We start from the raw sequence: 26,217 nt of genomic DNA on the forward strand, positions 1-26,217 counted from the left end.
GCGAGATCCCTGTATAACGTAAAAATGTGACGTAGATCTACATTTTTTGTTTATGTTTTGTGCAATGCAGACCCCTCTCCCCGAAGGGAGAGGGGTAGAACGAGAGAAAACCTAGCGGAAGTTCTGACTGCGATCGCTGGTCATGTCGTACAGCTGGAACTTACGGCCCAGCTGCTGACCGCCGTCACGCGTCAGCGGCGTCCAGCCAATCGCCGCCCGGCTGCGGGTCGGGCCAGACGAGAACAGGTCCAACGGGACAGAAACATATACACCTTTGGTGAAATCGCCTTCGCCGTATTCATCTGCCGACACGTTGGTGATGGTCGCGTAGGCCCCGACAACCACGCCGCTGTCGAAGTGTTTTGATACTTCCAGCGTGCCGCCTTTATCGCCCGCCAGATACTGCCCGACGCTGGCTTTAATCAGCACGTCCTGAGCAAACGGCGGGGTCCAGTAAGCGGCCAGGTTACCCACTTTGGCGCTGTAATCGGTGAACTTCATCATGTTCAGCGAACTGGTCCAGTCACGCTGTTTCACGTAGTTGGCATCCACGCCGAACGCCCAGTTGCTGTCGACCGGTCGCCACAGCACTTCGGCACCCACGCCGCCGTACATGGTTTCCAGATAGCCACCGTACACCTGGCCATAAAAATCATTGCCGAGATATTGCAGATAGTTGGCCTGCAGGTTGTTCACGTAGACGTCGTTCTCGACGTATTCGCGCACGTGGGTACGGACGCGCGGCAGCGTCGAATCGGTTGGCGGATTGGTGTAGTTGAACTTGTCGTAGTTGTTGGCAATGTTGCCAAACAGGCTGCCGGTAGTCAGCAGGTGGTCAGTCACCCACCAGTCGGCGGTTGCCATAACACCCAGCTGGTACATGTAGAAACTTTCCGGGCCGCCGATTGACTGGCTCAACACCGGATCGATATGGAAATCAAAGTTCGATTTGTCGATGTACCAACCCTGTTCGGTTTTAACCGGCACGATCGGCGCTTCGCGTTTCTGCACCAGCGGCGTTTCCTGGCCCAGCGGCTCGCCTTCCAGATGACGCTTCAGGCTGGCAACGTTGGTTTCGGTGGTCACCTGCGGCATGTTAAGACGATTTTCGGTGACCCGGATAGTACTGATGCCGTCCGGCAAATCATTCATGATGATGCGGTTCGCCCGCTCGATACCTTCCCGCGAGTCACGGTATTTCACCTGCTCGCCGGTCACATACAGGGTATCGCCTTTGACCTGAATTTTCGGATCTGCAAAACCGGCGTTGTATTTCAGCAGCGTCAACTGATTCGCCACCACGGAGTGTTGCAGGATCGCATCCTGCGGCTGCGGCTGATATTTGGGCCGCGAATTATCGTTATACGACGGGCGTAAATCATTAAAGTTGGTGCGCACGGTCACACCGAACATGAAGGTGTTGCCCCGCTCGTAGCTCAGGTTAACGTCGGCCCAATCGGTTACGCGATAAATGGCCCCGACGTTAAACTTGCTTTTCTGGTCGAGCTTCCCGGCAAAGTCCTGGCTGTAATCATTCCCTTCATACTCCAGCTTCAGGCGCAGCGGCTGCCACGGCGTCTGGTATTCCACGCCGCCAAACAGCGAGGCCGGGCCGTGGAACATTTGGCTGCTGTCCACTGAACCCGCCTGGCGATAGCTGTTATCGCGAGAACAATACTTGTCGCTGTAGCTACAGAACGGGTTCTTGACGTTACCGCTGGTGCCGAGATATCCCCAGCCCAGGCCGAGACTGAAATCGAACGGTCCCCAGGCCTTGTTCGCCACCAAATATTCGGCGTCAAACAGCCCGGTCCCGCCGATATCCCGCGCCCCCACCGACACCTGCGGCAACCAGTAGCTCTCTTCCCACAGGCGTAATTTCAGGTCGAACGCTTTGTCTTTGTAGGTCTGATCCCCGGAGAAGGATTCCACGCTGCTGTACGATTTGGTGCGCACGTCGGTGTAGCGCAGGGTTGTTTCCAGCCACGGGAACAGTTGTACCGAGGCCGAGTAATAGCGGTACTGATCGTTATCGCGATAGTTGAGGCTCATCTCGCCTTCACGCGCCATGCGGGCGGTCGGGGTTTGCAGCAGGCCCACGCCGCCAAAGTCAGACTGCGACGGGCCAATCGGCGACGGATACGTTTCCGCATGACAGGCCGCGCTGACACCCAGCGCCAGCAGGCTGTAGAGAAATCTGTTTTTCATTATTCCGGGATCCGCTGTGCAAGGGCGCGAAGAAGGGCGGCGTTCAGGTCGGCATATTTCTTCGTCCAAAGTGAGTCGGCGAAACCGACAAAAATGATGCTGCCGGGCATAGGTTCGACGTGACGCTTATTCCAGTAGGCAACCGGGGCTTTTTCTGTGCGTCCATCGGGATAGACAATCCAGGCATCGCTGCGGTCGGCCCCGCTAAGCACGCTCATCTCGTCCAGGTAATCGGCAACCGGTTTACCCGGTGTGAACGCCACGCTGCCCGGACGGCTGACGAGGCCGAAAACGCGTACCGTCGACGGTGGCTTGCCGACCCACAGGCTGTAGTGTCCTTCCAGCGGCGGGTTCGCGCGACGCCCCAAACGCACGCGGTCCGGGTCGAGGCTGACAAACTGCCGTCCGGTAACGTTCAGCGCCTGCAGCTGTTGCTGGACGGCGTTAATCGCCGCCGCGTCGTCACCGTCTTCCTCTGCCGCCAGGGCGGCAAGCTGCGCCAGTAATTCTTTTTTCTGCTGCTGCGCCACGACGGTGGCCTGTTTTTCAGCGATGACTGCGGCTGGCCACCAGCTGTTTGCCAGCCGCGGCTGCCCGACGAGATCCGCCAGATGGGCAGCATCAGTCAGGGTTTTCGCTTGTGTCGCACCATTGATATAAACATCAACGGTGCCTGCGGCCAGAGCCAGCGGGGAGATGAACAGCGCCATTACGGCGGCAAGGGTGCGTATGGTCATTGCTTCGCCGCCTTGATCAGAATGGTTTTCACCGGGAAGAAATTCGCGCCGAGATACTGCTCGGACTGACGAATTTGCCCATCGCTGTCGACCCAAAAACGGTTCTGCCAGCTCGCCCGATCGGTACTGGCCTCTTCCACCAGCACGCGAACGGCGGTGGCATCTCCCGCCAACGTCAGCGTATCGGTGCCTTCCCAGTGGAACTGCGAGCGAGCGGTGGCATAGCGCACCTGTTTGTGTTCCGTCCAGCCGATTGTCCGGGTCCAGCTTGCGCCATCGACAATCTGGTTGGGCTTCACCAGCGGATCGGCGTCGATATTCGTGACGCTGAGCAGATTGTCACCGCCGAGCAACGTTTTCACGATGCGCCCGTGCTGGGTGACGACCGTCGCCTGATCCTGGGTGACCCATTTCTGTTGGCCGTTTTCGGCAAAGGCGAGAACCACAAACAGCTGCGGACCGTTGTTGAGCTGCATGTACTGACTGGCGTAAGGCATGTTCTGGATATCGTCGGCGGTCAACTGCACGCCAGGGGTGCCAAACAGGCTGTGCCAAAGCGATTTGCCCAGCCCTTCCGTGCTGGCGGAACAGGCCTGAAGCAGCAGGCAAAGGGTAACAATAATAGGTCGCTTCACGACTCTTCTCCGAGGGGGCAAAATAACCACACCGAAGTGTGGTTAGGGTTAATGACCCGTGAGACTTAGCGGGTACTTGTGGTTGTCGTGGTCGTGGTTCCGGTATTGGAGCCATCACCACCACCGGTCGCCGCCAGTGCGACCCCCACGGCCGAACTTACGGCGCTGGCGCTGGTTGCGGCAGAACTGCCCGCAGACACAGACGTCGCTGCCGACCCTGCCGCTTCACCGGTTTCCACCGGTGCCGCAAAGGCAGACGTCGCCGCAAGCGCAGAAATGGCAAAAATGCCATAGAGAGCTTTTTTCATTGCTATTTCCCTTCATTGGTTGAATGAATGGAGGTTCACCTGAGATATTCAGGCGTCATCGAGTATACACAACTCAAGTAGCCGGATTACGGCACAGGAAATAAGCAGACGGGTTTTAGGACTATGGGAAGAAATCTTTATTCCGGGAATAATGAAAATAGATAAAACCTTTAAAATCATGAACATGTAAATTTAACAACATCAAGAAAATCCTAAAAAATAAAATATGCTTTGGCGATCACAACCGTTTTTAGGATTAACCTGAACACGACAAGCAGAATAGATATCGGTCACCTGTGCATTATTCCCTGCAGTTTTAGGGGGAAATTAATCTTGGTTCACGAACGGAATAACTATTATGCGATCCGTCTAAGGCTTTCCTCGGCGGTATTGCCACGCCCTACTTTTCGCTGTCCATCAGCGACAGGTTTTCGCCCACGCCCCTGCGTAAAGTAACCCCATTGCCTCGCACTTTTCCCAGGAACGTCTCATGAAAACATTCACCGTTGGTTTGTTCGGCATTGGTCTGGACACCTACTGGCCGCAGTTTGATGGCCTTCGCGAGCAGCTCGTCGGCTATCTCGGGCGGGTCGATAGCCAGTTGCAACAGCGGGAGGTCGCGGTGGTCAACGCCGGGCTGGTTGATAATCCGCAAAGCATGGATAACGCCGTCGAGGTATTTGCCCGTCAAAACGTCGATGCACTGGTGCTGTACATCACCACCTACGCCCTGAGTTCGACGGTGCTGCCGCTGGTACAGCAGCTCAAGGTGCCGGTGCTGATTCTGGCGTTGCAGCCAGAGAAAAAAGTGCCATGCGCCACCATCAATCAGCGCGACGATCGCGGGGAGCGTACCGGGCAATGGCTGGCGCACTGCCAGGCCTGTAGCGCCCCGGAGCTGGTGAACGTGTTTCAGCGCGCTAACATCGATTACACGCTGGTGCCAGGGTATCTCGACGATCCGCAGGCGTGGCAGGAAATCGCCAACTGGCTCGACGCAGCCAGAACCGTTAAGGCGCTGAAAACCACCCACATCGGCGTGCTCGGGCACTACTACAACGGCATGGTTGATGTCTATTCCAACATGACCAACCTGTCGGCCAAATTCGGCGTGCGCTTCAAGGTACTGGAAGTGTGTGAGCTGGCCGCTTCACAGAGCACAGACCCCGAGCGCCAGCATAAGCGCGAGCAGGTTTTCGCAACGCTCGACGTCGACCCGGCCTGTGAAGAATTTGAGCTACAGCGCGCCATTAACACCTCGGTGGCGCTGGATAAACTGGTGGCCCGCCATCAACTCGGCGCGATGGCGTATTACTACGAAGGCGCATCCGGTTCGCCGCAGGAAAAGAGTATGACCTCGGTGATCCTCGGCAATACGCTCCTCACCGCACGAGATATACCGGTCGCGGGCGAGTGCGAAATCAAGAATGTGATCGCCATGAAAATCCTCAGTCTGTTAAAAGCGGGCGGATCGTTCTCGGAGCCGTACGGCATTGATTTTGAGGGCGATACCGTGCAATGGGGTCACGATGGACCCGCGCATCCGCTGATGTCGACGGAGAAAGTGCGGCTGGTGCCGTTGCCGGTGTATCACGGTAAACCGGGCAAAGGGGTGTCGATTCAAATGACGGTCGCCCCGGGGCCAGTGACCTTTTTATCAGTGGTAGAACATCGAGATGGTAGCGTGACGCTGCAATATGCCGAAGGAGAAGCGGTGCCGGGCGAGGTGCTGGATATCGGCAACACCAACAGCCACTATCGGTTTGCGCTGTCTGCCCGGGAGTTCACCCGTCGCTGGTGCGAAGGCGGCCCGGCGCATCATTGCGCGATTGGGATGGGTCACGTCGGGGAAAAAATAGCGGCTATCGCAAAACTGCTGGGAATAAGGAGTCTGCGGATAGCCTGAGTTATCGCCCGGTGGCGCTTCGCTTACCGTGCCTACGATCTTGTAGGCCCGTGCAAACGCAGTGCCGCCGGGCAAGTCGTGACGGTTTGTTTAAGCGCGCCAGGACTTATAACGGTTAATCAAACCATTCGTCGAGCTGTCATGGCTGCTGACATCTTTGCCGTCGGCCAGTTCTGGCAGGATACGGTTCGCCAGCTGTTTGCCCAATTCAACGCCCCACTGGTCAAAGGTGAAGATGTTGAGGATCGCGCCCTGGGTAAAGATTTTGTGCTCATACAGCGCAATCAGCGCGCCGAGGCTGAACGGGGTAATCTCACGCAGCAGGATGGAGTTGGTTGGGCGGTTGCCTTCGAATACTTTGAACGGCACCACGTGATCCAGGCTGGCCGGATCTTTACCCTGATCGCGATATTCCTGCTCAACCACGTCACGCGCTTTACCAAACGCCAGCGCTTCGGTCTGAGCAAAGAAGTTAGACAGCAGCTTCGGATGATGGTCAGACAGCGGATTGTGGGTGATAGCCGGGGCGATGAAATCGCACGGCACCATTTTAGTGCCCTGGTGAATCAGCTGATAGAACGCGTGCTGACCGTTAGTGCCCGGTTCGCCCCAGATGATTGGCCCGGTCTGGTAATCCACCGCGTTGCCGTTACGGTCAACGTATTTACCGTTGGATTCCATGTTGCCCTGCTGGAAGTACGCCGCGAAGCGGTGCATGTACTGGTCATACGGCAGGATAGCTTCGGTTTCAGCCCCGAAGAAGTTGTTGTACCAGATACCGATCAGCGCCAACAGCACCGGCAGGTTTTTCTCAGCCGGGGTGGTGGAGAAGTGTTTATCCATCGCGTGCGCGCCGGACAGCAGCTCAACGAAGTTGTCGTAGCCGACGGACAGGATGATCGACAGACCAATCGCCGACCACAGGGAATAACGCCCCCCGACCCAGTCCCAGAACTCGAACATGTTGGCAGTGTCGATGCCGAACTCGCCAACCGCTTTACCGTTAGTGGAGAGCGCTGCGAAGTGTTTCGCTACGTGTTTTTCATCACCGGCGGTTTTCAGGAACCAGTCGCGCGCACTGTGGGCGTTGGTCATGGTTTCCTGGGTAGTGAAGGTTTTAGAAGCGACCAGGAACAGGGTCGTTTCTGGATTCACGCCCTTCAGCACTTCAGCGATGTGGGTGCCATCGACGTTAGACACGAAGTGCATGTTCAGATGATTTTTGTACGGGCGCAGCGCCTCGGTCACCATGAACGGACCTAAATCAGAGCCGCCGATGCCGATGTTCACCACATCGGTGATGGCTTTGCCGGTGTAACCTTTCCAGTTACCGGAGATGATCGCTTCTGAGAAATGCTTCATCTTTTCCAGCACCGCGTTCACTTCCGGCATCACATCTTTGCCGTCAACGATAATCGGGGTGTTGCTGCGGTTACGCAGCGCGACGTGCAGCACCGCACGGTCTTCGGTGCGGTTGATCTTCTCGCCAGAGAACATCGACTGAATGGCACCGGCCAGGTCGGTCTCTTTCGCCAGCGCCTGCAGCTTGCTTAACGTCTCTTCGGTGATGCGGTTTTTGGAGAAATCCACCAGCATCAGATCGTCGAACGTCGCGGAGAATTTAGCGAAACGGTCGCCATCTTTCGCGAACAGGTCGGCAATCGACACGTCCTTCATTTCATCATAATGTTTCTGTAATGCCTGCCAGGCAGAGGTCTGCGTTGGATTGATGTTTTTCATAGCAATACTCTTCTGATTTGAAAAATGTGACTTCGGTCGATTGTAGCGCCTGCGACGGTTTTTGTGATGATTTTTGTGTCATTCAGCGATTTCTTACGCACCGGGAGGGCTCTGTTACCAACAGCCTTGTTTATACTCTGAACATACTGCCGTTAGGCGGGTTCAACCGCCCACGTTATTGAGGATAAAAAGAAAAAATGGAACTGCCTGTCCCGTTTCTGCTGGTGATCATTGCTATCGCCTCTCTGCTGGCCCAGTGGCTGGCCTGGGGTTTACGCATCCCCGCGATTTTGCCGCTGCTGCTGATTGGCGTCGGACTTGGTCCGGGGCTGCACATTCTGCAACCCGACCTGCTATTCGGCTCGCTGCTGTTTCCGCTGGTGTCGCTATCGGTGGCGATCATTTTGTTCGAGGGCGCACTGACGCTACGCTTTGACGAAATTCGCGGGCTCGGCGGCGTGGTGCGTAATCTGGTCACCGTCGGGATGCTGATTACCTTTGCCGTCATTTCACTGGCATGCTGGGGCATTCTCGGCCTGACCCCGCAGATTTCCGCCCTGATTGGTGCGGTGACGGTGGTCACCGGCCCGACGGTGATCGCCCCGCTGATGCGCGTGGTACGCCCGTCCTCGTCCATTAACCAGGTGCTGCGCTGGGAAGGCATCGTCATCGATCCGGTTGGCGCGATCTTCACCCTGATGGTGTTCGAATTTATCACCCTCAAGGATGTCTCCGGTGGTGGCCTCCACCTGCTGCTGATGCTGGCGCAGACGCTGGTCGTCGGGCTGGCAAGCGGCGGGATATTCGGTTTTCTGCTCGGCAATGCGCTAAAGCGCGGCTGGCTGCCGGGCTATCTGCAAAACTTTGCGGTGCTGGCGATTGTGCTGCTGACCTTCGGGCTGTCTAACACGCTCGCTGATGAATCTGGCCTGCTGGCGGTGACGGTGCTCGGTATTTGGCTCGCCAATATGAAAGAAGTCGAAACCACGGATATCGTCGAGTTCAAAGAAGAACTCTCCGCCATTCTGCTGTCGGCGTTGTTTATCATTCTGGCCGCACGGCTGGATATTCACGCCCTGTGGGCAATGGGCTGGCCGCTGTTGGGGCTGTTACTGGTGGTGCAGTTCATCGCCCGCCCACTGTGTATTCTGGCCTCGACCTACCGCTCCTCTTTGCACTGGCGTGAAAAGCTGCTGCTGTGCTGGATTGCCCCGCGCGGGATTGTTGCCGCGGCGGTCAGCTCACTGTTCGCCCTGACGCTGCAACAAAAGGGTTATGACGGTGCCGACCAACTGGTGACGGTGGTGTTTGCCATTATCATCGGCACCGTAGTGCTGCAAAGCCTGACCAGCGGCTGGCTGGCGCGTCTGCTCGGGGTGCAGCAGCGTAAACCGCGCGGCATCTTGATTGTTGGGGCGAATACCGTGGCCAGGACCCTGGCGCAAGCGCTGATAAAGCTTGATATTCCGGTCCAGCTCAGTGACAACAGCTGGGAATATTATCGCCTGGCGCGCATGGAAGGGCTGCCGACCTATTACGGCAACGTCTGGTCGGAACATGCAGAGAACTTCCTCAATCTGAGCGAGACGCGGCAGGTGATCGCCCTGTCGCCGAACCGCCATCAAAATGCGCTCGCGGTGCTGCATTTCAAACACATCTTCGGCGAAAACCGGGTGTTCTCGATTCGCACTGGTCCGGCGACGAAAGGCCGCAGCGAAACCGAAACGCGTCATGAACGATTGTTTGATAAAGAGCTGACCTGGGCGCGGCTTAGCAGCCTGCTGGCCAAAGGGGCGGTGGTGAAGGTTACGCGGCTGAATGAGAATTTTGGCTGGGAGGATTATCGCAGCGCGAACCCCGGCGCGACACCGCTGTTTGCCCGTAAAGAGGACGGGGTGTTGATGACGATGAACAGCCACCAGGCTCCGCCGTTGCCGTGTACGTTAGTGGCGATTGTTGAAAATGAAAAATCGCCATCATCGTAACGTTGACAACACCCCCCGGAACCCTTTATTTATTAACCCCTACCTGCGCACCCGTGCGCAGGCCAGAAGAGGAGCATCGCCCAGGCGAAGTGTTCGAGGAGCCAGTCCTGCGAAAACACTTTATGGGGAGCGATGCCGAGATAGCAGAGCATCTGGCAGTGTTCACTATCGGCTACAGAGGCTGAATCCTCTGGGCTGTCACCGGAAGCGACCCGCAGTCGGGCGCTTCACAAGGTGGAGCGCTTCTGGGTGAACTGTAGCTTTCTCTACGTCTACCCTTCCGCTCTTTCCTTGTGCCAAGGCTGAGAACTTAATTCCCTGACACGAGGTTTTTACCATTATGACACTTGCCGCTTCCCCGCTCGTCGTCGCCAAATTTGGCGGAACCAGCGTAGCCGATTACGAAGCCATGAACCGCAGCGCCGATGTGGTGCTCTCCGATTCCGGCGCACGCCTGGTCGTCCTTTCCGCCTCGGCGGGGGTCACAAATCTGCTGGTTGCTCTGGCGGAAGGTCTCGAATCCACGGAACGTTTCGTTAAACTCGACGCGCTGCGTAAAATTCAGTTCGATATTCTGGACCGTTTGCAGAACCCGAACGTGATCCGCGAAGAAGTGGAACGCCTGCTGGAGAACATTACCACCCTGGCAGAAGCCGCTTCGCTGGCCCACTCAACGGCGCTGACCGATGAGCTGGTGAGCCACGGCGAATTGATGTCTACCCTGCTGTTCGTAGAAATCCTGCGCGAGCGTCAAATCCCGGCGCAGTGGTTTGACGTGCGTAAAGTGATGCGCACCAGCGATCGCTTTGGTCGCGCCGAGCCGGACGTTGCTGCCCTGGCGGAACTCTCTGCTCAACAACTCGCCCCGCGTCTGGCGGAAGGTCTGGTGATCACCCAGGGCTTTATCGGCAGTGAAGCCAAAGGGCGCACCACCACGCTTGGCCGCGGCGGCAGCGACTACACCGCCGCCCTGCTGGGCGAAGCGCTGCACGCGTCCCGGGTCGATATCTGGACCGATGTACCGGGCATCTACACCACCGACCCGCGCGTGGTGCCTGCCGCGCACCGCATCGACGAAATTGCCTTTGAAGAAGCCGCCGAACTGGCGACCTTCGGCGCGAAAGTGCTGCATCCGGCGACACTGTTGCCTGCCGTGCGCAGCGACATTCCGGTGTTTGTCGGCTCAAGCAAAGATCCGAAAGCGGGCGGCACGCTGGTGTGCAATAAAACCGTTAATCCGCCGCTGTTCCGCGCGCTGGCCCTACGCCGCAAACAAACCTTGGTGACCCTGCACAGCCTGAACATGCTGCACTCCCGCGGCTTCCTGGCTGAGGTCTTTGGTATTCTGGCGCGCCATAATATTTCGGTCGATCTGATAACCACCTCCGAAGTGAGCATCGCCCTGACTCTCGACACCACCGGTTCGACCGCCACCAGCGAAACCCTGCTGACGCAGTCGCTGCTGATTGAGCTGTCTGCGCTGTGCCGCGTGGAAGTGGAAGAGAATCTGGCCCTGGTGGCGCTGATTGGTAATGACCTGTCGAAAGCCTGTGGCGTCGGCAAAGAGGTGTTTGGCGTGCTCGACCCGTTCAACATCCGCATGATTTGCTACGGCGCATCCAGCCATAACCTGTGCTTCCTGGTACCGGGCGCTGAAGCGGAAGAAGTCGTGCGAAAACTTCATCATAATTTGTTTGAATAATCATCCTGAGCAGGATAAACAATACCTATAGCCGGGCTCGAACCCGGCTTTTTTATACCTATAAATTCAACACAACACTATCGCAAGGAAACCATCATGCTCGCTATCCTCACGCGGCTATTCCCGCTCTGGGCGGTGCTGCTCTCTGTACTCGCCTATAAAACACCCACTACCTTTACGTCGATTGGCCCGTGGGTCACTACCCTGCTGATGCTTATCATGTTTGGCATGGGTGTCCATCTGAGACTCGACGACTTCAAACGCGTGCTGTCGCGCCCGGCCCCGGTTGCGGCGGGAATTTTCCTGCACTATCTGGTGATGCCGCTCGCGGCATGGCTGCTGGCGATGCTGTTCCACATGCCGCCGGAGCTGTCTGCCGGAATGGTGCTGGTCGGCAGCGTGGCCAGCGGCACGGCGTCGAACGTGATGATTTTTCTGGCGAAGGGAGATGTGGCGCTGTCGGTGACCATTTCGTCGGTCTCCACCCTGGTGGGCGTGATTGCGACCCCACTGCTGACGCGGCTGTACGTTGATACCCATATTCAGGTGGATGTGATGGGGATGCTGCTCAGCATTCTGCAAATTGTGGTGATCCCGATTGCGCTGGGCCTAGTGGTTCATCACCTGCTGCCGCGCGTGGTCAAAGCGGTGGAGCCGTATCTGCCCGCGTTCTCAATGGTGTGTATTCTAGCCATTATCAGCGCCGTGGTGGCGGGTTCCGCGTCACATATCGCGTCGGTCGGTTTTGTAGTGATTGTGGCGGTTATCCTGCATAACACCCTTGGCCTGCTCGGCGGCTACTGGGGTGGACGCCTGTTCGGCTTCGACGAATCGACCTGCCGTACGCTGGCGATTGAAGTCGGAATGCAGAACTCCGGCCTTGCCGCCGCGCTGGGTAAAATCTACTTTGGCCCACTCGCCGCCCTGCCGGGTGCGCTGTTCTCTGTTTGGCACAACCTGTCTGGCTCGCTGCTGGCGGGGTACTGGTCGGGAAAACCGGTCGAAAAAGAGAAGATTGCGGTAGCGAAAGAGAGTTAAAGATGCCAGGGCATGGCGACTAATATCGTCATGCACGAATAAGACGAAGGCGCATCGTCCGGTTGTGCGGTACACTCAGGGCACAATTCTTTGGAGGTTTCATCATGGCAATTTCACGTCTGACCCAGCAGGACATGACCGAGAAAGAACAACGCGAGCTGAAAACCCTCCTCGATCGCGCCCGTATCGCCCACGGGCGTGTACTGACTAACGCGGAAAACAACAGTATCAAAAAAGAGTACATCGACAAACTGATGGTCGAGCGTGAAGCTGCGGCCAAGAAAGCCCGCCAGTTAAAGAAAAATCAGGCTTACAAAGTCGATAAAGAAGCGACCTTCACCTGGACCGCCAGCACCGGGCCACGCGGCAGACGCTAAACGCTCTAAAGTCTATCGAATAACGAAAAATGCCGGGATTTCCCCGGCATTTCTGTCTGTGCTCCGGAAAGGATTAACGCCCTTTTTTCTTACGTCCTGGTGACGCAAAGCGTTTACGGTTCGCCAGTTCCGCTGGGGTTTTCGCCATGTTTTTACCCGCGCTGCTGGCAGGTTTCTTCGCGGGCGTAGCCGCCGTTTTCGGTTTGGCTTTGGCTTTTGCCGGTTTGGCTTCCGAGGACGAGTTCTCAATCAGCTTAAACAGCTCAATCAATTCATCGTCGGTAAGGTCACGCCATTCCCCCAGCGGTAAGCCTTTCAGGCTGACGTTCATAATGCGCGTACGTTCCAGCTTGGTGACGTCAAAGCCAAAATGTTCGCACATACGGCGGATCTGACGGTTCAGGCCCTGAACCAGCGTGATGCGGAAAGTGAACGGCCCTTCTTTCTTGACCTTACACTTTTTCGTCACCGTCCCGAGGATCGGCACACCCTTGCCCATTCCCAGAATGAAATCATCGGTCACCGGTTTGTTCACCGTCACCAGATATTCTTTTTCATGATCGTTGCCTGCACGCAGGATTTTGTTCACCAGGTCGCCATCGTTGGTGAGGAAAATCAGGCCCTGCGAGTCTTTGTCCAGGCGGCCAATCGGGAACACGCGGCTGCTGTGGTTGACGAAATCAACGATGTTGTCCTTTTCGCCGTTCTCAGTAGTGCTGACGATGCCGACCGGTTTATTCAATGCGATTAACACCAAATCGTCTTCCTGACGCGGCTCGATAAGCTGACCGTTGACCTTCACGACGTCACCTGCCACCACCTGATCGCCAATGGCGGCACGTTTACCGTTGATGAACACGTTTCCCTGTTCGATGTAGCGGTCGGCGTCACGACGTGAGCAGATGCCACTTTCGCTGATGTATTTATTTAATCGGATGGATTGAGTCGGCAGCATAGTTTCTCCTGTATGCGCGAACTATACCAAAGGCCGATAGCCTTAGAAAACAGCGCGTCAATAATCGTCGCGGTCATCATCTTCATCCGGCTGCTCCATGACGCTGTAGGCCACAGCGCAGAACAGCGAGTTCAGACGTTTCATGTCGCCGAGCAGCCCCAAGTGCAGCGAACTGGTCTCGATACTCTGTACGTTTTGCTGATGCAGCCTGTCGACGTGTGCGTGCGAAAAGCGTCGGTTCATGATGCGGAAACGGTGCTTGTTTCGACGCAGGCGGCGGGCGCTGTCGAGGTCGCCGGAGAAAAATACCGACATCGCCAGCTGCAGGTTACTGAGCAGTTGATCGTACAACGCATCCAGCTCTTTCAGCCCTTCCAGCGAAAACGCCCGGCGTGCGGCCAGCGATTTGTCGGCAATTTCACTGCCCATGCGTTCGATAATGTCGGAGGCCTGCTCGAGGTTGAGCGACATCTCGATGATTTCCGCCCAACGACGTGACTCTTCCTCCGCCAGTTCGTCCTTCGGCATTCGCGCCAGATACAGCTTGATGGCGGTATACAACACGTTGACGTCATCGGCGATTTTACGCAGCTCTTTATCTTCGCGCGGCTCACCGTGGATAACCTTGTGCAGGCCGGTCATCATGTTTTCCATCGCATCACCAATGCGCAGCGTTTCGCGGGCGGCGTTGGCCAGCGCCAGGGTCGGCGTGTCCAGTGCGGTCGGATCGAGATGTTTCGGTTTAAGCCGTGCATCCAGCTCCGGCACCTCCACAATAATACGCTTGCAGAAGCGGGCCATCGGCTCGGCGAACGGCACCATCGCCAGACAGCGGAGCAGGTTGTAGAACACGTGGAAATAGATAACCAGTTCAGATTTCGCCACCGGCAGACGGGCCATTACATCGGCCAGGATATGCACAAACGGCAGCACGATTAAACTGCCCACCAGCTTGAACAGCAGACTGCCGAGGGCTACCCGACGGGCGGCGGCATTGGCGGTGCTGTTGTTGAGCATCGCCAGCAGGCCGGACCCGAGGTTGGCACCGATAACCAGACACAGCGCCACCGGGAAGGAAATCACGCCGGTAGCCGTTAAGGTCGCGGTCAGCAGCACGGCGGCCAGGCTTGAGTAGGTGATAACGGCAAACAGTGCGCCGATCAGCGCATCGAGCATGATGTCGCCGGTCAGCGAGGCGAAAATGACCTGCACGCCATTGGCTTGCGTTATCGGATGGACGGCCTGAACAATCAGCTCCAGCGCCAGTAGGATCAGGCCGAGGCCAATCCCCACGCGCCCTAACTGTCCGGCTCTCGTTTGCTTACGTCCGAGGAAGAAAATCACCCCGACAAAAATCAGCAGTGGTGAAAGCCAGGAGAGATCAAAGGTCAGCACACGCGCCATCAGTGCGGTACCGACGTCTGCGCCGAGCACGATGACCAACGCGGGCGTCAGCGCCACTAAGTCTTGCGCGACGAAGGAGGTAACCAGCATGGTGGTGGCATTACTGCTCTGCACCAGCGCGGTCACGCCAATGCCCGCACAGAAGGCGAGCGGTTTCTTTTCAACGCTGCGGCTGAGTACGGTGCGCAAACGTGCGCCGAAAACGCGCATTACGCCGGTACGTACGATGTGTGTGCCCCAGACCAGGAGCGCCACGGCGGAAAGCAGGTGTAACAAAGTCAGCACGGGTTTGTTATCTCCTTATCGTTATACGTTTTTACGGGACAGGTGTCCTCACCCACTTTCAGTATAAGGGTTTCACTTCAATAAAGAGACAAGGCACCCTCTGGGTGCCTCGTTTGTTGTAAGGAAAGATGACAGTTTTATGAATCAGTCGGCGTCATAGCCCAGGTTCGGGGCCAGCCAGCGCTCAGCTTCTGCGACGCTCATGCCTTTACGTAAGGCGTAGTCCTCAACCTGATCGCGCTGGATTTGCGCCACGGCATAGTACTTGCTGTCCGGATGGCTGAAGTACCAGCCGGAGACTGAGGCTCCAGGCCACATGGCGTACGATTCTGTGAGTTTCATACCGGTGTGCGTTTCGGTGTCCAGTAGCTGCCAGATGGTCGCTTTTTCAGTGTGCTCCGGGCACGCCGGATAACCTGGTGCCGGGCGAATCCCCTGGTAGTTCTCGCGAATGAGTTCCTCATTGCTGAGGTTTTCATTGGCCGCATAACCCCAGTACACCTTACGCACCCGCTCATGCAGATATTCAGCGAAGGCTTCCGCCAGACGGTCGGCAATCGCTTTGATCATAATCTTGTTGTAGTCGTCGTGCTGCGCATCGAACGCCTCCGCCAGCGCGTCTTCCTCCAGCCCACCGGTAACCGCGAACGCGCCAATATAATCCGCTTTTCCGGACAGTTTCGGTGCCACGAAATCAGATAGACAGTAGTTAGCGAAGCCGACTTTTTCGGTCTGCTGGCGCAGATGACGGCTGACCGCCTGCACATGCGTGCGGGTTTCATCGCGATAGATTTCGATGTCGTCACCCACGCGGTTGGCCGGGAAAAGCCCCACGACACCGCGTGGGTTCAGCGATTTTTCCGCACTGAGTTTATCGAGCATCTCGTTGGCATCGGCAAACAGGCGTTTGGCCTCTTCGCCAACAACCTCGTCTTCGAGGATGCGCGGATATTTGCCCGCCAGCGACCAGGTCATGAAGAACGGCGTCCAGTCGATGTAGTTGCGCAGCGTTTCGATGCTGGCCGTCACAGCCTGTACGCCAAGACGATGCGCTACCGGCGGCGTGTAGCTGGCCCAGTCGAAGGCCAGATCGTTGTCGCGCGCCGCCTGTAATGACACCGGCGGCGTGCGCGGTTTTTTACGCGCGTGCTGGATGCGTACCGTTTCGTATTCCTGACGGGTGCGGGCGACAAAATCATCGCGCTGGGTCGCGGAAAGCAACGCCGACACCACGCCCACGGTACGCGAGGCGTTCTGCACATACACCGTCGGGCCGCTGTAGTTCTGCTCGATTTTCACCGCAGTATGCGCTTTCGAGGTCGTTGCGCCACCGATTAGCAGCGGAATGGTGAAGCCCTGGCGTTCCATCTCTTTTGCCACGTTAACCATTTCGTCGAGCGACGGTGTGATCAACCCGGACAGGCCAATCAGGTCGGCATTCACTTCACGCGCGGTTTTGAGGATTTTGTCGGTTGGCACCATCACGCCAAGATCGATAATCTCGTAGTTATTGCACTGCAACACCACGCCGACGATATTTTTGCCGATGTCATGCACGTCGCCCTTCACGGTAGCGATGACCATTTTGCCGTTGGTCGACCCTTTCTCTTTGCTGGCTTCGATGTACGGTTCCAGATAAGCCACCGCCTGCTTCATCACGCGGGCCGATTTCACCACCTGAGGCAGGAACATTTTGCCCTCGCCGAACAGGTCGCCAACCACGTTCATGCCGTCCATCAAAGGACCTTCGATAACCTCAATCGGACGTGCCGCCTGCTGGCGAGCTTCTTCCGTATCGAGTTCGATAAATTCGGTGATGCCTTTCACCAGCGAGTATTCAAGGCGCTTTTTCACATCCCAGCTGCGCCATTCGGCCAGCTGGGTGTTAACGGCGTCATCAGATTTACTTCCCCGGTATTTCTCGGCCAGATCCAGCAGACGCTCGGTGCTGTCATCGCGACGGTTGAGGATGACATCCTCCACCGCATCGCGCAGCTCGGCGGGCAAGTCGTCATAAATAGCCAGTTGTCCGGCGTTGACGATCCCCATGTCCATCCCATTTCGGATGGCGTAGTAGAGGAATACCGCGTGTATGGCTTCACGTACCGGGTCGTTACCGCGGAACGAGAACGACACGTTGGAGACCCCACCGGAAATCAGCGCGTGCGGCAGCTCGCGTTTGATGTCCTCACAAGCACCGATGAAGTCCTGCGCGTAGTTGTTGTGCTCTTCGATGCCGGTGGCAACGGCGAAAATGTTGGGGTCGAAAATGATGTCTTCCGGCGGGAAGCCCACCTCTTCGGTGAGGATCTTATAGGCGCGACGGCAAATTTCGATTTTGCGCGCGCGGGTGTCGGCCTGGCCCACTTCATCAAACGCCATGACCACCACGGCGGCACCGTAGCGACGGACTTTTTTAGCGTGATGGATGAAAGCCTCGACACCCTCTTTCATCGAGATAGAGTTCACGATGCCTTTGCCCTGAATGCACTTCAGGCCTTTCTCGATAACATCCCATTTCGAGGAGTCGATCATGATAGGTACCCGGGCAATATCGGGCTCACCGGCAATCAGGTTCAGGAAACGCACCATCGCCGCTTCGGCATCGAGCATCCCTTCGTCCATGTTGATGTCGATGATTTGTGCGCCGCTTTGCACCTGCTGAAGGGCCACTTCCAGCGCATCGGCGTATTTCTCTTCTTTAATCAGACGCTTGAATTTAGCGGAACCGGTGACGTTAGTCCGTTCGCCGACGTTCACAAACAGGCTCTCGGCACCGATATTCAACGGCTCAAGGCCCGCCAGACGACAGGCAACCGGCAGTTCAGGCAGTTGGCGAGGCGCAAGGCCTTCCACCGCGCGGCTCATAGCGGCGATGTGTTCCGGCGTGGTGCCGCAGCAGCCACCAACAATATTCAGGAAGCCAGACTCCGCCCATTCGCGAATTTGCCCCGCCATGGTATCGGCATCGAGATCGTATTCACCAAAGGCATTCGGCAGCCCGGCATTCGGGTGCGCGGTGACGTAGCATTCGGCGATGCGCGACAGCTCCTGTACGTACTGACGCAGCTCGTCAGGCCCTAATGCACAGTTCAGACCAAATGACAGCGCATCGGCGTGGCGCAGCGAGTTATAAAATGCTTCGGTGGTTTGTCCGGACAGCGTGCGACCCGAGGCATCGGTAATGGTGCCGGAAATCATCACTGGCAGGTCGACGCCCAGCGCTTCCATCTCTTCTTTCACCGCGTAGATGGCCGCTTTGGCGTTGAGCGTGTCGAAAACGGTTTCAATAAGGATCAGGTCGGAACCGCCTTCCACCAGCGCTTTGGTCGATTCACGATAGGCGGCCACCAGCTGATCGAAGGTTACGTTACGGAACGCCGGATCGTTGACGTCAGGGGAAATTGACGCCGTGCGGTTAGTCGGGCCGAGTACCCCGGCAACGTAGCGTGGTTTGTGCGGTGTGCGAGCGGTCCATTCGTCGGCGCAGGCACGGGCCAGTTTCGCCGCCACGACGTTAATTTCCGCCGACAGCGATTCCATCTGGTAGTCAGCCATGGCAATCGTCGTCGAGTTAAAGGTGTTGGTCTCGACGATGTCTGCCCCGGCCTCGAAATAGGCGTTGTGGATGGCGGCAATCACCTCTGGTTTGCTCAGCACCAACAGGTCGTTGTTGCCCTTGAGATCGCAGGGCCAATCAGCGAAGCGTTCGCCACGGTAGTCTTCTTCGTTCAGGCGATAGCTCTGGATCATGGTGCCCATGCCCCCGTCCAGAACCAGGATTCGGTCTTTTAATTGCTGCTTTAGCTGTTCAACGATGGTGCTCACGCGGACTCCCGACAACGCTCTAATCAACAAGCCATAGTGGCATAATCAACCAGCGCGGAAAAGAGAGCCACACGGAACATGAGAGATGTTCACTACCACTGCTCCGATCAGTTCTGATAACGGTTGCATTATAATCAAATAAAACGAAAATGATTTCCACGATACAGAAAATGGAGACTGTCATGGTTGCACCTGTTCCCGCGAAACGCGGTAAAAAACCGCGCGCTGCTGCCACTGCAGCGGCCCCTCAGCCCACCGGCCAGGTTCAGTCGCTGACCCGCGGTCTCAAATTACTGGAATCGATTGCTGAGTCGCACGGCAGCGTGGCCCTGACCGAACTGGCACAGCAGGCGGGCCTGCCGAACTCCACCACCCACCGCTTATTGACGACCATGCAGCAGTTGGGATTTGTTCGCCAGACCGGGGATTTGGGACACTGGACGGTAGGGGCACATGCCTTCATCGTCGGCAGCAGTTTCCTGCAAAGCCGCAACTTGCTGGCAATTGTTCATCCTATTCTGCGCAAGCTGATGGAAGACTCGGGTGAAACCGTCAATCTGGCGGTGCTCGATCAGGGCGATCATCAGGCCATCATCATCGACCAGGTACAGTGTACCCAGCTGATGCGCATGTCTGCGCCGATTGGCGGTAAACTGCCGATGCATGCGTCCGGCGCGGGTAAGGCTTTTTTATCCCAGTTGAATGACGAGCAGGTGAGTGGGCTACTGCACCGTAAAGGTCTGAATGCGTATACCCATGCGACGCTGGTATCGCCGGTGCATCTGAAGGAAGATTTGGCGCAGATCCGCAAGCGTGGCTACTCCTTTGACGACGAAGAGCACGCTCTCGGCCTGCGCTGCGTGGCGGCCTGCATCTACGATGAGCACCACGAACCGTTCGCGGCGATCTCCATTTCCGGACCGATTTCCCGGGTGACCGACGACCGGGTGACCGAGCTGGGGGCGCTGGTGATTAAGGCGGCGAAAGAAGTGACGCTGGCGTTTGGTGGCACACGCTAAAACGTTGACGTTTACGATACGCAAAAACATCTTCCACATGACCATCCCGGATGCGGCTTTGTAAGCCGCGCCAGTAATCGGCGCGCAGCAGGTCGGCGTGCATCTCCTCAAACAGCGGCCCAATGCGGGCATCAGCGCACAGCCAGTGACGAAACTCTTCCGGGAACACATCCCCTGGAGAAACGCTGTACCACGGCTCGCTGGCCAGCTCATCTTCGGGATAACGCGGCAGCGGAATATCGCGGAAATTCACTTCCGTCATGTAGCAAATTTCATCGTAGTCGTAGAACACCACCCGTCCGTGGCGGGTCACGCCAAAGTTTTTGAACAGCATATCGCCGGGGAAGATATTGGCCGCCGCCAGTTGGCGAATCGCGTTACCGTACTCTTCCACCGCATCGCGCAACTGCTGGCCGCTCACCTGCTCCAGCCATAGATTCAATGGCACCATGCGCCGTTCGATATAAAGATGGCTGATGGCAATCCGATCACCGAGATCGGTTATTTTCTGCGGCGCTTCCTGCCACAGCAAGGCCAGTAACGCCGGGGAAATCTGCCACTTTTCGAGAACGAAGTTCTCAAACTCCTGAGTGTCCGCCATTCGGCCCACGCGGTCGTGCTCTTTGACCAACTGGTAGCAGGCACGTACATGCGCCTCGCTCATCTCTTTTTGCGGTGCGAAACGGTCTTTGATCACCTTAAATACCCGGTCGAATCCGGGCAGCGTGAACACCAGCATCACCATCCCACGAATGCCCGGCGCTTCGATAAACTGTTCATCGGCCTGGCGGATATAGGTCAGATATTCCCGGTAGCTTTCCGTTTTGCCGTGCTTCTGGCAGCCAATGGCCATGTACAGCTCGGCGGTGGTTTTGCCCGGTAGAATTTCCCGCAGCCATTCGACCAGCGCCGCGGGCAGCGGGGCATACACCATAAAATAGGAACGGGCGAAGCCAAAAACGATGCTGGCCTCGGCGCTGGTGGTCAGGCACGTATCGACGAACAGTTCACCTTCATCGCTGCGGTGAATCGGCAGCAGCAGGGGCACCACACCCTGCGGTGTATGCAGTTTGGCGACCAGCCAGGCAGCTTTATTGCGATAAAATAATTCGTTAGCAACCTGCAGGTGCGATTCGCGCAGTACCTCACAGCCGAACGTGTCAGTCAGATGCGCCAGGATGTAGCCCACGTCGCGAGCTTTATCCTGCCACGACAGACGCAGCGGTAGATCGCTGAGCATTCGGGTAAGCAGCGTTTGCCAGCCTTTTTCAGGCCAAAAATCTTTCGCCAGCGGGCGCGGAATAGTGCGAAAGCGGCGCTCTGGCTGAGAGCTGAAAATAAAAAGCCGCTCGGGAGTCAGCGAGCGGTGGTCAAATAACCGACAATACACAGAGTTAAAAAAGCTTTCGGCAATTTCAAAGCGAGGGTAATCAGGCAGCAGAGCGGTGTAATGCTCTTTTACCCGCAGTAAAAACTCAGCCGCCGGACTTTTGCCCTCGGTGATGCAGCGCAGCTGTTCCACCACCAGGCCGACGTGATGATCGTAAAGATGGATGCGCTGCTTCATCGCCAGCTGAACCGCATGCCAGTCTGCTTGCTCAAAACGCTGCTGCGCCCCGGACGTCACTTCCAGAAAGCGGCCATACTGCGCATCAAAGCCTTGCAGGATGGTTTGGGCGATTAACAATTCGAGACCACGCGTCATTTTCCCCTCCCATGCCCTCTCCTTGCCGAGAGGGGAAAAAAATCAGAACTGTGATTCTTCCGTTGAGCCGGTCAGTGCGGTAACTGAAGAGGTGCCGCCCTGAATGATGGTCGTGACCTTGTCGAAGTAACCGGTGCCCACTTCCTGCTGGTGCGAGGCAAAGGTGTAGCCTTCTTTGGCAGATTCGAATTCCGGCTGCTGCACTTTTTCAACATAGTGACGCATGCCTTCACCCTGCGCATACGCATGGGCCAGGTCAAACATGTTGAACCACATGCTATGAATCCCCGCGAGGGTGATGAACTGGTATTTGTAGCCCATTTCCGACAGCTGCTGCTGGAAGCTGGCGATGGTTTTATCATCCAAATTTTTCTTCCAGTTAAACGATGGCGAACAGTTATAGGCCAGCAGTTTGCCCGGATATTTCGCATGGATAGCCTCGGCGAAGCGACGCGCCAGGTCGATGTCCGGCGTTGAGGTTTCGCACCAGACCAAATCGGCATACGGTGCGTAGGCCAGGCCACGGCTGATCGCCTGCTCAATACCGGCGCGAGTGCGGTAGAAGCCTTCGCTGGTCCGCTCTCCGGTAATAAATTCGCTGTCGTATGAGTCGCAGTCAGAGGTAATCAAATCCGCGGCATCCGCGTCAGTACGGGCAATAAGCAGCGTCGGCACGCCCAGAACGTCAGCAGCCAAACGTGCTGCCACCAGTTTCTGAATGGCTTCCTGCGTCGGCACCAGCACTTTGCCGCCCATATGACCACATTTCTTCACCGAGGCCAGTTGGTCTTCAAAGTGAACCGCTGCCGCCCCCGCTTCAATCATCGACTTCATCAGCTCAAATGCGTTGAGCACGCCACCAAAACCGGCTTCCGCATCCGCCACGATCGGCAGGAAGTAGTCGATAAAGCGCGGATCGTTGGGCTCAATGCCCGACGCCCATTGGATCTGATCCGCGCGACGGAAAGTATTGTTGATCCTGTCCACCACTGACGGCACCGAGTTCGCCGGGTAAAGGGATTGATCCGGGTACATGCTGGACGCCAGGTTGGCATCTGCCGCGACCTGCCAGCCGGAGAGATACACCGCTTCGATACCCGCTTTCGCCTGCTGTAACGCCTGACCGCCGGTCAGCGCGCCGAGGCTATTCACGTAGCCTTTTTTCGATTCGCCATGCAGCAAGCGCCACATTTTCGCCGCCCCGCGCTGCGCCAGCGTGCATTCCGGATTCACCGAGCCGCGTAATTTCACCACCTCTTCCGCGCTGTACGGGCGGCTAATGCCTTCCCAGCGTGGATTCGTCCATTCCTGTTTTACGTCTTCGATTTGTTGGGTACGGGTTTTCATTGGCAGATGCTCCATTTTTATTATCGGGTGGTTTAGGCCAGCAGGCGATAGCCGGGCAACGTTAAGAAATCGACGAGTTCATCGGCGGTGGTGATTTGCTCCATCAGGCGTGCAGCTTCCTCGAAGCGACCGCTGCTGAAGCGGTGCTCGCCGAGTTCGTCCTGCACTACCCGCAATTCTTCTCCCAGCATCTGACGGAACAGCGCTTTAGTGACCGGCTTGCCGTTGCTGAGCGTTTTCTGGTGGTGGATCCATTGCCAGATTGAGGTGCGGGAGATTTCCGCCGTAGCGGCATCTTCCATCAGGCCATAAATCGGCACACAGCCGTTGCCGGAGATCCACGCTTCGATGTATTGCACCGCTACGCGAATATTGGCGCGCATGCCTTCTTCGGTGCGCTCCCCTTCACATGGGGCCAACAGCTGCTCGGCGGTAATCGGCGCATCGTCATCGCGGGTCACAAACAGCTGGTTAGGGTTATCGCCCAGTACCTCGTTGAATACCGCCATCGCCGTATCTGCCAGGCCCGGATGCGCAATCCACGTGCCATCGTGACCATTATTGGCTTCCAGTGCTTTGTCCGCTTTTACCTTGTTCAGTACCTGCGCGTTGCGGGTTGCGTCTTTGCTCGGAATGAACGCCGCCATGCCACCCATCGCGAACGCGCCACGTTTATGGCAGGTTTTGATCAGCAGACGCGAATAGGCGCTGAGGAACGGTTTATCCATCGTGACCACTTGTCGGTCTGGCAGGACGCGATCGGGATGGTTCTTCAACGTTTTGATATAGCTGAAAATGTAATCCCAGCGGCCGCAGTTCAGACCGACGATATGGTCACGTAACGCGTGCAGGATTTCATCCATCTGGAACACGGCCGGAAGGGTTTCAATCAGTAGCGTGGCTTTGATGGTCCCGCGCGGCAGACTGAACCGGTCCTCGGTGTAGCTGAACACTTCGCTCCACCAGGCCGCTTCCTGCCAGGCCTGCGTTTTCGGTAAGTAAAAATAAGGGCCGCTGCCTTTAGCCAGCAGGTTTTTATGGTTGTGGAAAAAGTAGAGTGCGAAATCAAACAGGCTGCCCGGGATGGATTCGCCGCGCCAGGTCACGTGTTTCTCTGGCAGATGGAGACCACGCACCCGGCAGACCAGTACCGCCGGATCGGGCTTGAGCTGATAAATCTTTCCGGCCTCATTGGTATGGCTGATGGTGCCGTTCACCGCATCGCGCAGGTTAATTTGCCCGTCGATGACCTTCTCCCAGTTAGGAGCCAGCGAGTCTTCAAAATCAGCCATGAACACTTTAACGTTGGCATTCAGCGCGTTAATCACCATTTTGCGTTCGACCGGCCCGGTGATCTCCACCCGACGGTCGAGAAGATCCTGAGGGATACCGCGGATTTTCCACTCCGAATTTCGAATGGAATCCGTTTCCGAAATAAAGCCAGGAAGATTACCGCGATCGATTTCCTGCTGTTGCTGAATGCGAGCGGCCAGGAGCTTGTTCCGCTGAGAGGTAAAGTGCGTCGCCAGTTCGCTCAGAAACTCGATCGCTTCCGGGGTCAGGATCTGTTGCTCCTGCTCGCCAAACGGCTGGCTAAAGGCCAGTTCTTCAGTAGTTGTTGCCTGTTGGGTCATTGCGCGGCTCCTCGTCGTTTTCCAAAGTCATTTCCCAAAGCGAACGAAGATCGTTGAATAGTTTTCGTTCAGCTCAGTTAAGCCTACGCAATAATTTTCTAAAATCAAAAACAATTTCCATTTTCAATTTAAACATCAATTAACTTATTGATAACATTAAGATTAAAGTTTGATCACGATATGGTTCCGTTTTCGGAAATAAAAAAGGCACCCGAAGGTGCCTGATTTGGAGAGCTGAATCGCTTTACGATCGCCTGCGCGGGAGATTACTCCAGCGTTGGATTCATATGGCGCAGATCGTATGGTGTGATCTGGTAGACGTAATAGTTCAGCCAGTTGATGAATAGCAGGTTGCCATGACTACGCCAGGTTGCCCGAGGTTTATTTTGCGGATCGTTTTTCGGGAAATAGTTGTACGGTACGTCAGGGCTAAGCCCGGCTTCCTGATCGCGGAAAAATTCACCGGCTAGCGTATGCGCATCGTATTCCGGATGCCCCGTTACGAAGGCGATGCGTTTGTCTTTGCTGGCAAACAGATAAGCGTCACCGTCTTCCGTTTCTGCCAGGATATCGAGATCGGTGTAGTCGCGGATAATGGCGGCCGGGAAGTCAGCGTAACGTGAATGAGGGGCGAGGAACGAATCATCAAAGCCGCGAGTCAGTAACGCGTGCGGGTACAAAATGTGATGTTCATAGACACCAGACAGCTTTTCCGTGCGGGTTTGCTTCGGGATGCCGTACAGAATATTCAGTGCCGCTTGTACCGCCCAACAGACAAACAGCGTCGAGGTCACGTGATCTTTTGCCCAGTCCAGCACCTGTTTTATCTGCGGCCAGTAGGCCACATCGTTGAATTCCACCAGGCCGAGCGGCGCACCGGTGACAATCAGGCCATCATAATTGTCGTTGCAGATGTCTTCGAAATTACAGTAGAAATTGTTGAGGTGCTCTGTGGGGGTGTTACGCGATTCTCGGGCATCGATGCGCAGCAGCTGGACATCAACCTGCAGCGGTGAGTTCGACAGCAAGCGAAGAAACTGATTTTCCGTTTCGATTTTTTTCGGCATCAGGTTGAGGATCAGCACCTTCAGCGGACGAATTTCCTGATTTGTGGCACGCGAGGCCGTCATCACAAAGACGTTTTCATCACGCAAGAAATTGACGGCTGGCAGCTCGTCCTGCACCCGAATCGGCATAACCTTATTACCTCACAGCATACGTTTACACGTTTAGACATCCAGATAGCTGAAGATAACCAGAATTTAGCAAAAAGTCGAGTCTGCAAGTGGAAGGTGAGAAAGTTTCACGACATGAAGAGAGTAGGCAGGGCTTTTATGAGAAGTGTAGAAACGCAAAAAGCCCAGTCTTTCGACTGGGCTTCTTACTTATTTGATGCCTGGCAGT

18 protein-coding genes and 1 riboswitch are annotated in these 26,217 nt (G+C 56.3%); of the genes, 6 read left to right on the forward strand and 12 right to left on the reverse strand.

Annotated elements, in window-relative coordinates; genetic code table 11:
- Window positions 1-111: 111 nt before the first annotated feature.
- The 4 genes from SIK69_RS15935 to yjbE all read right to left on the reverse strand — a co-directional run bounded on the left by SIK69_RS15935 (window position 112) and on the right by yjbE (window position 3,888).
- Window positions 112-2,208: a YjbH domain-containing protein gene (locus tag SIK69_RS15935; protein ID WP_319786511.1), complete on the reverse strand. Its 2,097-nt coding sequence runs from the start codon at window positions 2,206-2,208 to the stop codon at window positions 112-114.
- Window positions 2,208-2,945 carry a capsule biosynthesis GfcC D2 domain-containing protein gene (locus SIK69_RS15940; RefSeq protein WP_319786512.1) on the reverse strand — a complete coding sequence of 246 codons (738 nt, stop codon included), beginning with the start codon at window positions 2,943-2,945 and terminating at the stop codon, window positions 2,208-2,210. Before SIK69_RS15940 ends, SIK69_RS15935 begins: the two co-directional genes overlap by 1 nt.
- Window positions 2,942-3,580, reverse strand: a complete 639-nt coding sequence (locus tag SIK69_RS15945) for a YjbF family lipoprotein (RefSeq protein ID WP_319627617.1) — start codon at window positions 3,578-3,580, stop codon at window positions 2,942-2,944. Before SIK69_RS15945 ends, SIK69_RS15940 begins: the two co-directional genes overlap by 4 nt.
- Window positions 3,581-3,645: 65 nt before the next feature.
- On the reverse strand, window positions 3,646-3,888 hold the full coding sequence (gene yjbE / locus SIK69_RS15950; protein WP_319627616.1) for an exopolysaccharide production protein YjbE: 243 nt from the start codon (window positions 3,886-3,888) through the stop codon (window positions 3,646-3,648).
- 490 nt (window positions 3,889-4,378) lie between these two features.
- On the opposite strand from yjbE, the gene SIK69_RS15955 reads away from it, so the two are divergent.
- Window positions 4,379-5,794: an L-fucose/L-arabinose isomerase family protein gene (locus tag SIK69_RS15955; RefSeq protein ID WP_319786513.1), complete on the forward strand. Its 1,416-nt coding sequence runs from the start codon at window positions 4,379-4,381 to the stop codon at window positions 5,792-5,794.
- 90 nt (window positions 5,795-5,884) lie between these two features.
- On the opposite strand, the gene pgi is transcribed toward SIK69_RS15955, so the two are convergent.
- On the reverse strand, window positions 5,885-7,534 hold the full coding sequence (pgi, locus tag SIK69_RS15960; protein WP_319786514.1) for a glucose-6-phosphate isomerase: 1,650 nt from the start codon (window positions 7,532-7,534) through the stop codon (window positions 5,885-5,887).
- Between the two features lie 197 nt (window positions 7,535-7,731).
- On the opposite strand from pgi, the gene SIK69_RS15965 reads away from it, so the two are divergent.
- The 4 genes from SIK69_RS15965 to SIK69_RS15980 all read left to right on the forward strand — a co-directional run bounded on the left by SIK69_RS15965 (window position 7,732) and on the right by SIK69_RS15980 (window position 12,636).
- Window positions 7,732-9,519 (forward strand): cation:proton antiporter, encoded by a 1,788-nt coding sequence (locus SIK69_RS15965; RefSeq protein WP_319627613.1) that lies wholly within the window; start codon window positions 7,732-7,734, stop codon window positions 9,517-9,519.
- Window positions 9,520-9,577: 58 nt separating this feature from the next.
- Window positions 9,578-9,772, forward strand: a riboswitch (Lysine riboswitch).
- Window positions 9,773-9,859: 87 nt separating this feature from the next.
- Entirely contained in the window at window positions 9,860-11,221 is a 1,362-nt protein-coding gene (gene lysC, locus SIK69_RS15970; RefSeq protein WP_319627612.1) for a lysine-sensitive aspartokinase 3, read from the forward strand.
- Between the two features lie 96 nt (window positions 11,222-11,317).
- The gene (gene panS / locus SIK69_RS15975) at window positions 11,318-12,259 is read left to right on the forward strand and encodes a ketopantoate/pantoate/pantothenate transporter PanS (RefSeq protein WP_319627611.1); all 942 of its coding nucleotides are present in this window, start codon (window positions 11,318-11,320) and stop codon (window positions 12,257-12,259) included.
- 104 nt (window positions 12,260-12,363) lie between these two features.
- On the forward strand, window positions 12,364-12,636 hold the full coding sequence (locus SIK69_RS15980; RefSeq protein ID WP_319627610.1) for a YjbD family protein: 273 nt from the start codon (window positions 12,364-12,366) through the stop codon (window positions 12,634-12,636).
- A gap of 73 nt (window positions 12,637-12,709) precedes the next feature.
- On the opposite strand, the gene rluF is transcribed toward SIK69_RS15980, so the two are convergent.
- The 3 genes from rluF to metH all read right to left on the reverse strand — a co-directional run bounded on the left by rluF (window position 12,710) and on the right by metH (window position 19,108).
- Complete coding sequence (rluF, locus tag SIK69_RS15985) at window positions 12,710-13,591, reverse strand: 23S rRNA pseudouridine(2604) synthase RluF (RefSeq protein ID WP_319627609.1); 882 nt, start codon at window positions 13,589-13,591, stop codon at window positions 12,710-12,712.
- Between the two features lie 57 nt (window positions 13,592-13,648).
- Window positions 13,649-15,280 (reverse strand): Na/Pi cotransporter family protein, encoded by a 1,632-nt coding sequence (locus SIK69_RS15990; protein ID WP_319627608.1) that lies wholly within the window; start codon window positions 15,278-15,280, stop codon window positions 13,649-13,651.
- 144 nt (window positions 15,281-15,424) lie between these two features.
- Entirely contained in the window at window positions 15,425-19,108 is a 3,684-nt protein-coding gene (gene metH / locus SIK69_RS15995; protein ID WP_319786515.1) for a methionine synthase, read from the reverse strand.
- Between the two features lie 182 nt (window positions 19,109-19,290).
- Here metH and iclR point away from each other — a divergent pair, with 182 nt between their 5' ends.
- Window positions 19,291-20,127 (forward strand): glyoxylate bypass operon transcriptional repressor IclR, encoded by an 837-nt coding sequence (gene iclR / locus SIK69_RS16000; RefSeq protein ID WP_319627606.1) that lies wholly within the window; start codon window positions 19,291-19,293, stop codon window positions 20,125-20,127.
- Here iclR and aceK read toward each other — a convergent pair.
- From aceK to metA, 4 genes are all read right to left on the reverse strand, one after another.
- Window positions 20,081-21,832: a bifunctional isocitrate dehydrogenase kinase/phosphatase gene (gene aceK / locus SIK69_RS16005; RefSeq protein ID WP_319786516.1), complete on the reverse strand. Its 1,752-nt coding sequence runs from the start codon at window positions 21,830-21,832 to the stop codon at window positions 20,081-20,083. The two genes, iclR and aceK, sit on opposite strands and share 47 nt — an antisense overlap.
- Window positions 21,833-21,874: 42 nt before the next feature.
- Window positions 21,875-23,179, reverse strand: a complete 1,305-nt coding sequence (gene aceA, locus SIK69_RS16010) for an isocitrate lyase (protein WP_319627604.1) — start codon at window positions 23,177-23,179, stop codon at window positions 21,875-21,877.
- Window positions 23,180-23,211: 32 nt separating this feature from the next.
- Window positions 23,212-24,813, reverse strand: a complete 1,602-nt coding sequence (gene aceB / locus SIK69_RS16015) for a malate synthase A (protein ID WP_319786517.1) — start codon at window positions 24,811-24,813, stop codon at window positions 23,212-23,214.
- Between the two features lie 266 nt (window positions 24,814-25,079).
- The gene (gene metA / locus SIK69_RS16020; protein ID WP_319786518.1) at window positions 25,080-26,009 is read right to left on the reverse strand and encodes a homoserine O-acetyltransferase MetA; all 930 of its coding nucleotides are present in this window, start codon (window positions 26,007-26,009) and stop codon (window positions 25,080-25,082) included.
- Window positions 26,010-26,217: the final 208 nt, after the last annotated feature.

Source organism: Scandinavium lactucae (genome assembly GCF_033843265.1).
In the GTDB taxonomy this organism is placed as follows: domain Bacteria; phylum Pseudomonadota; class Gammaproteobacteria; order Enterobacterales; family Enterobacteriaceae; genus Scandinavium; species Scandinavium lactucae.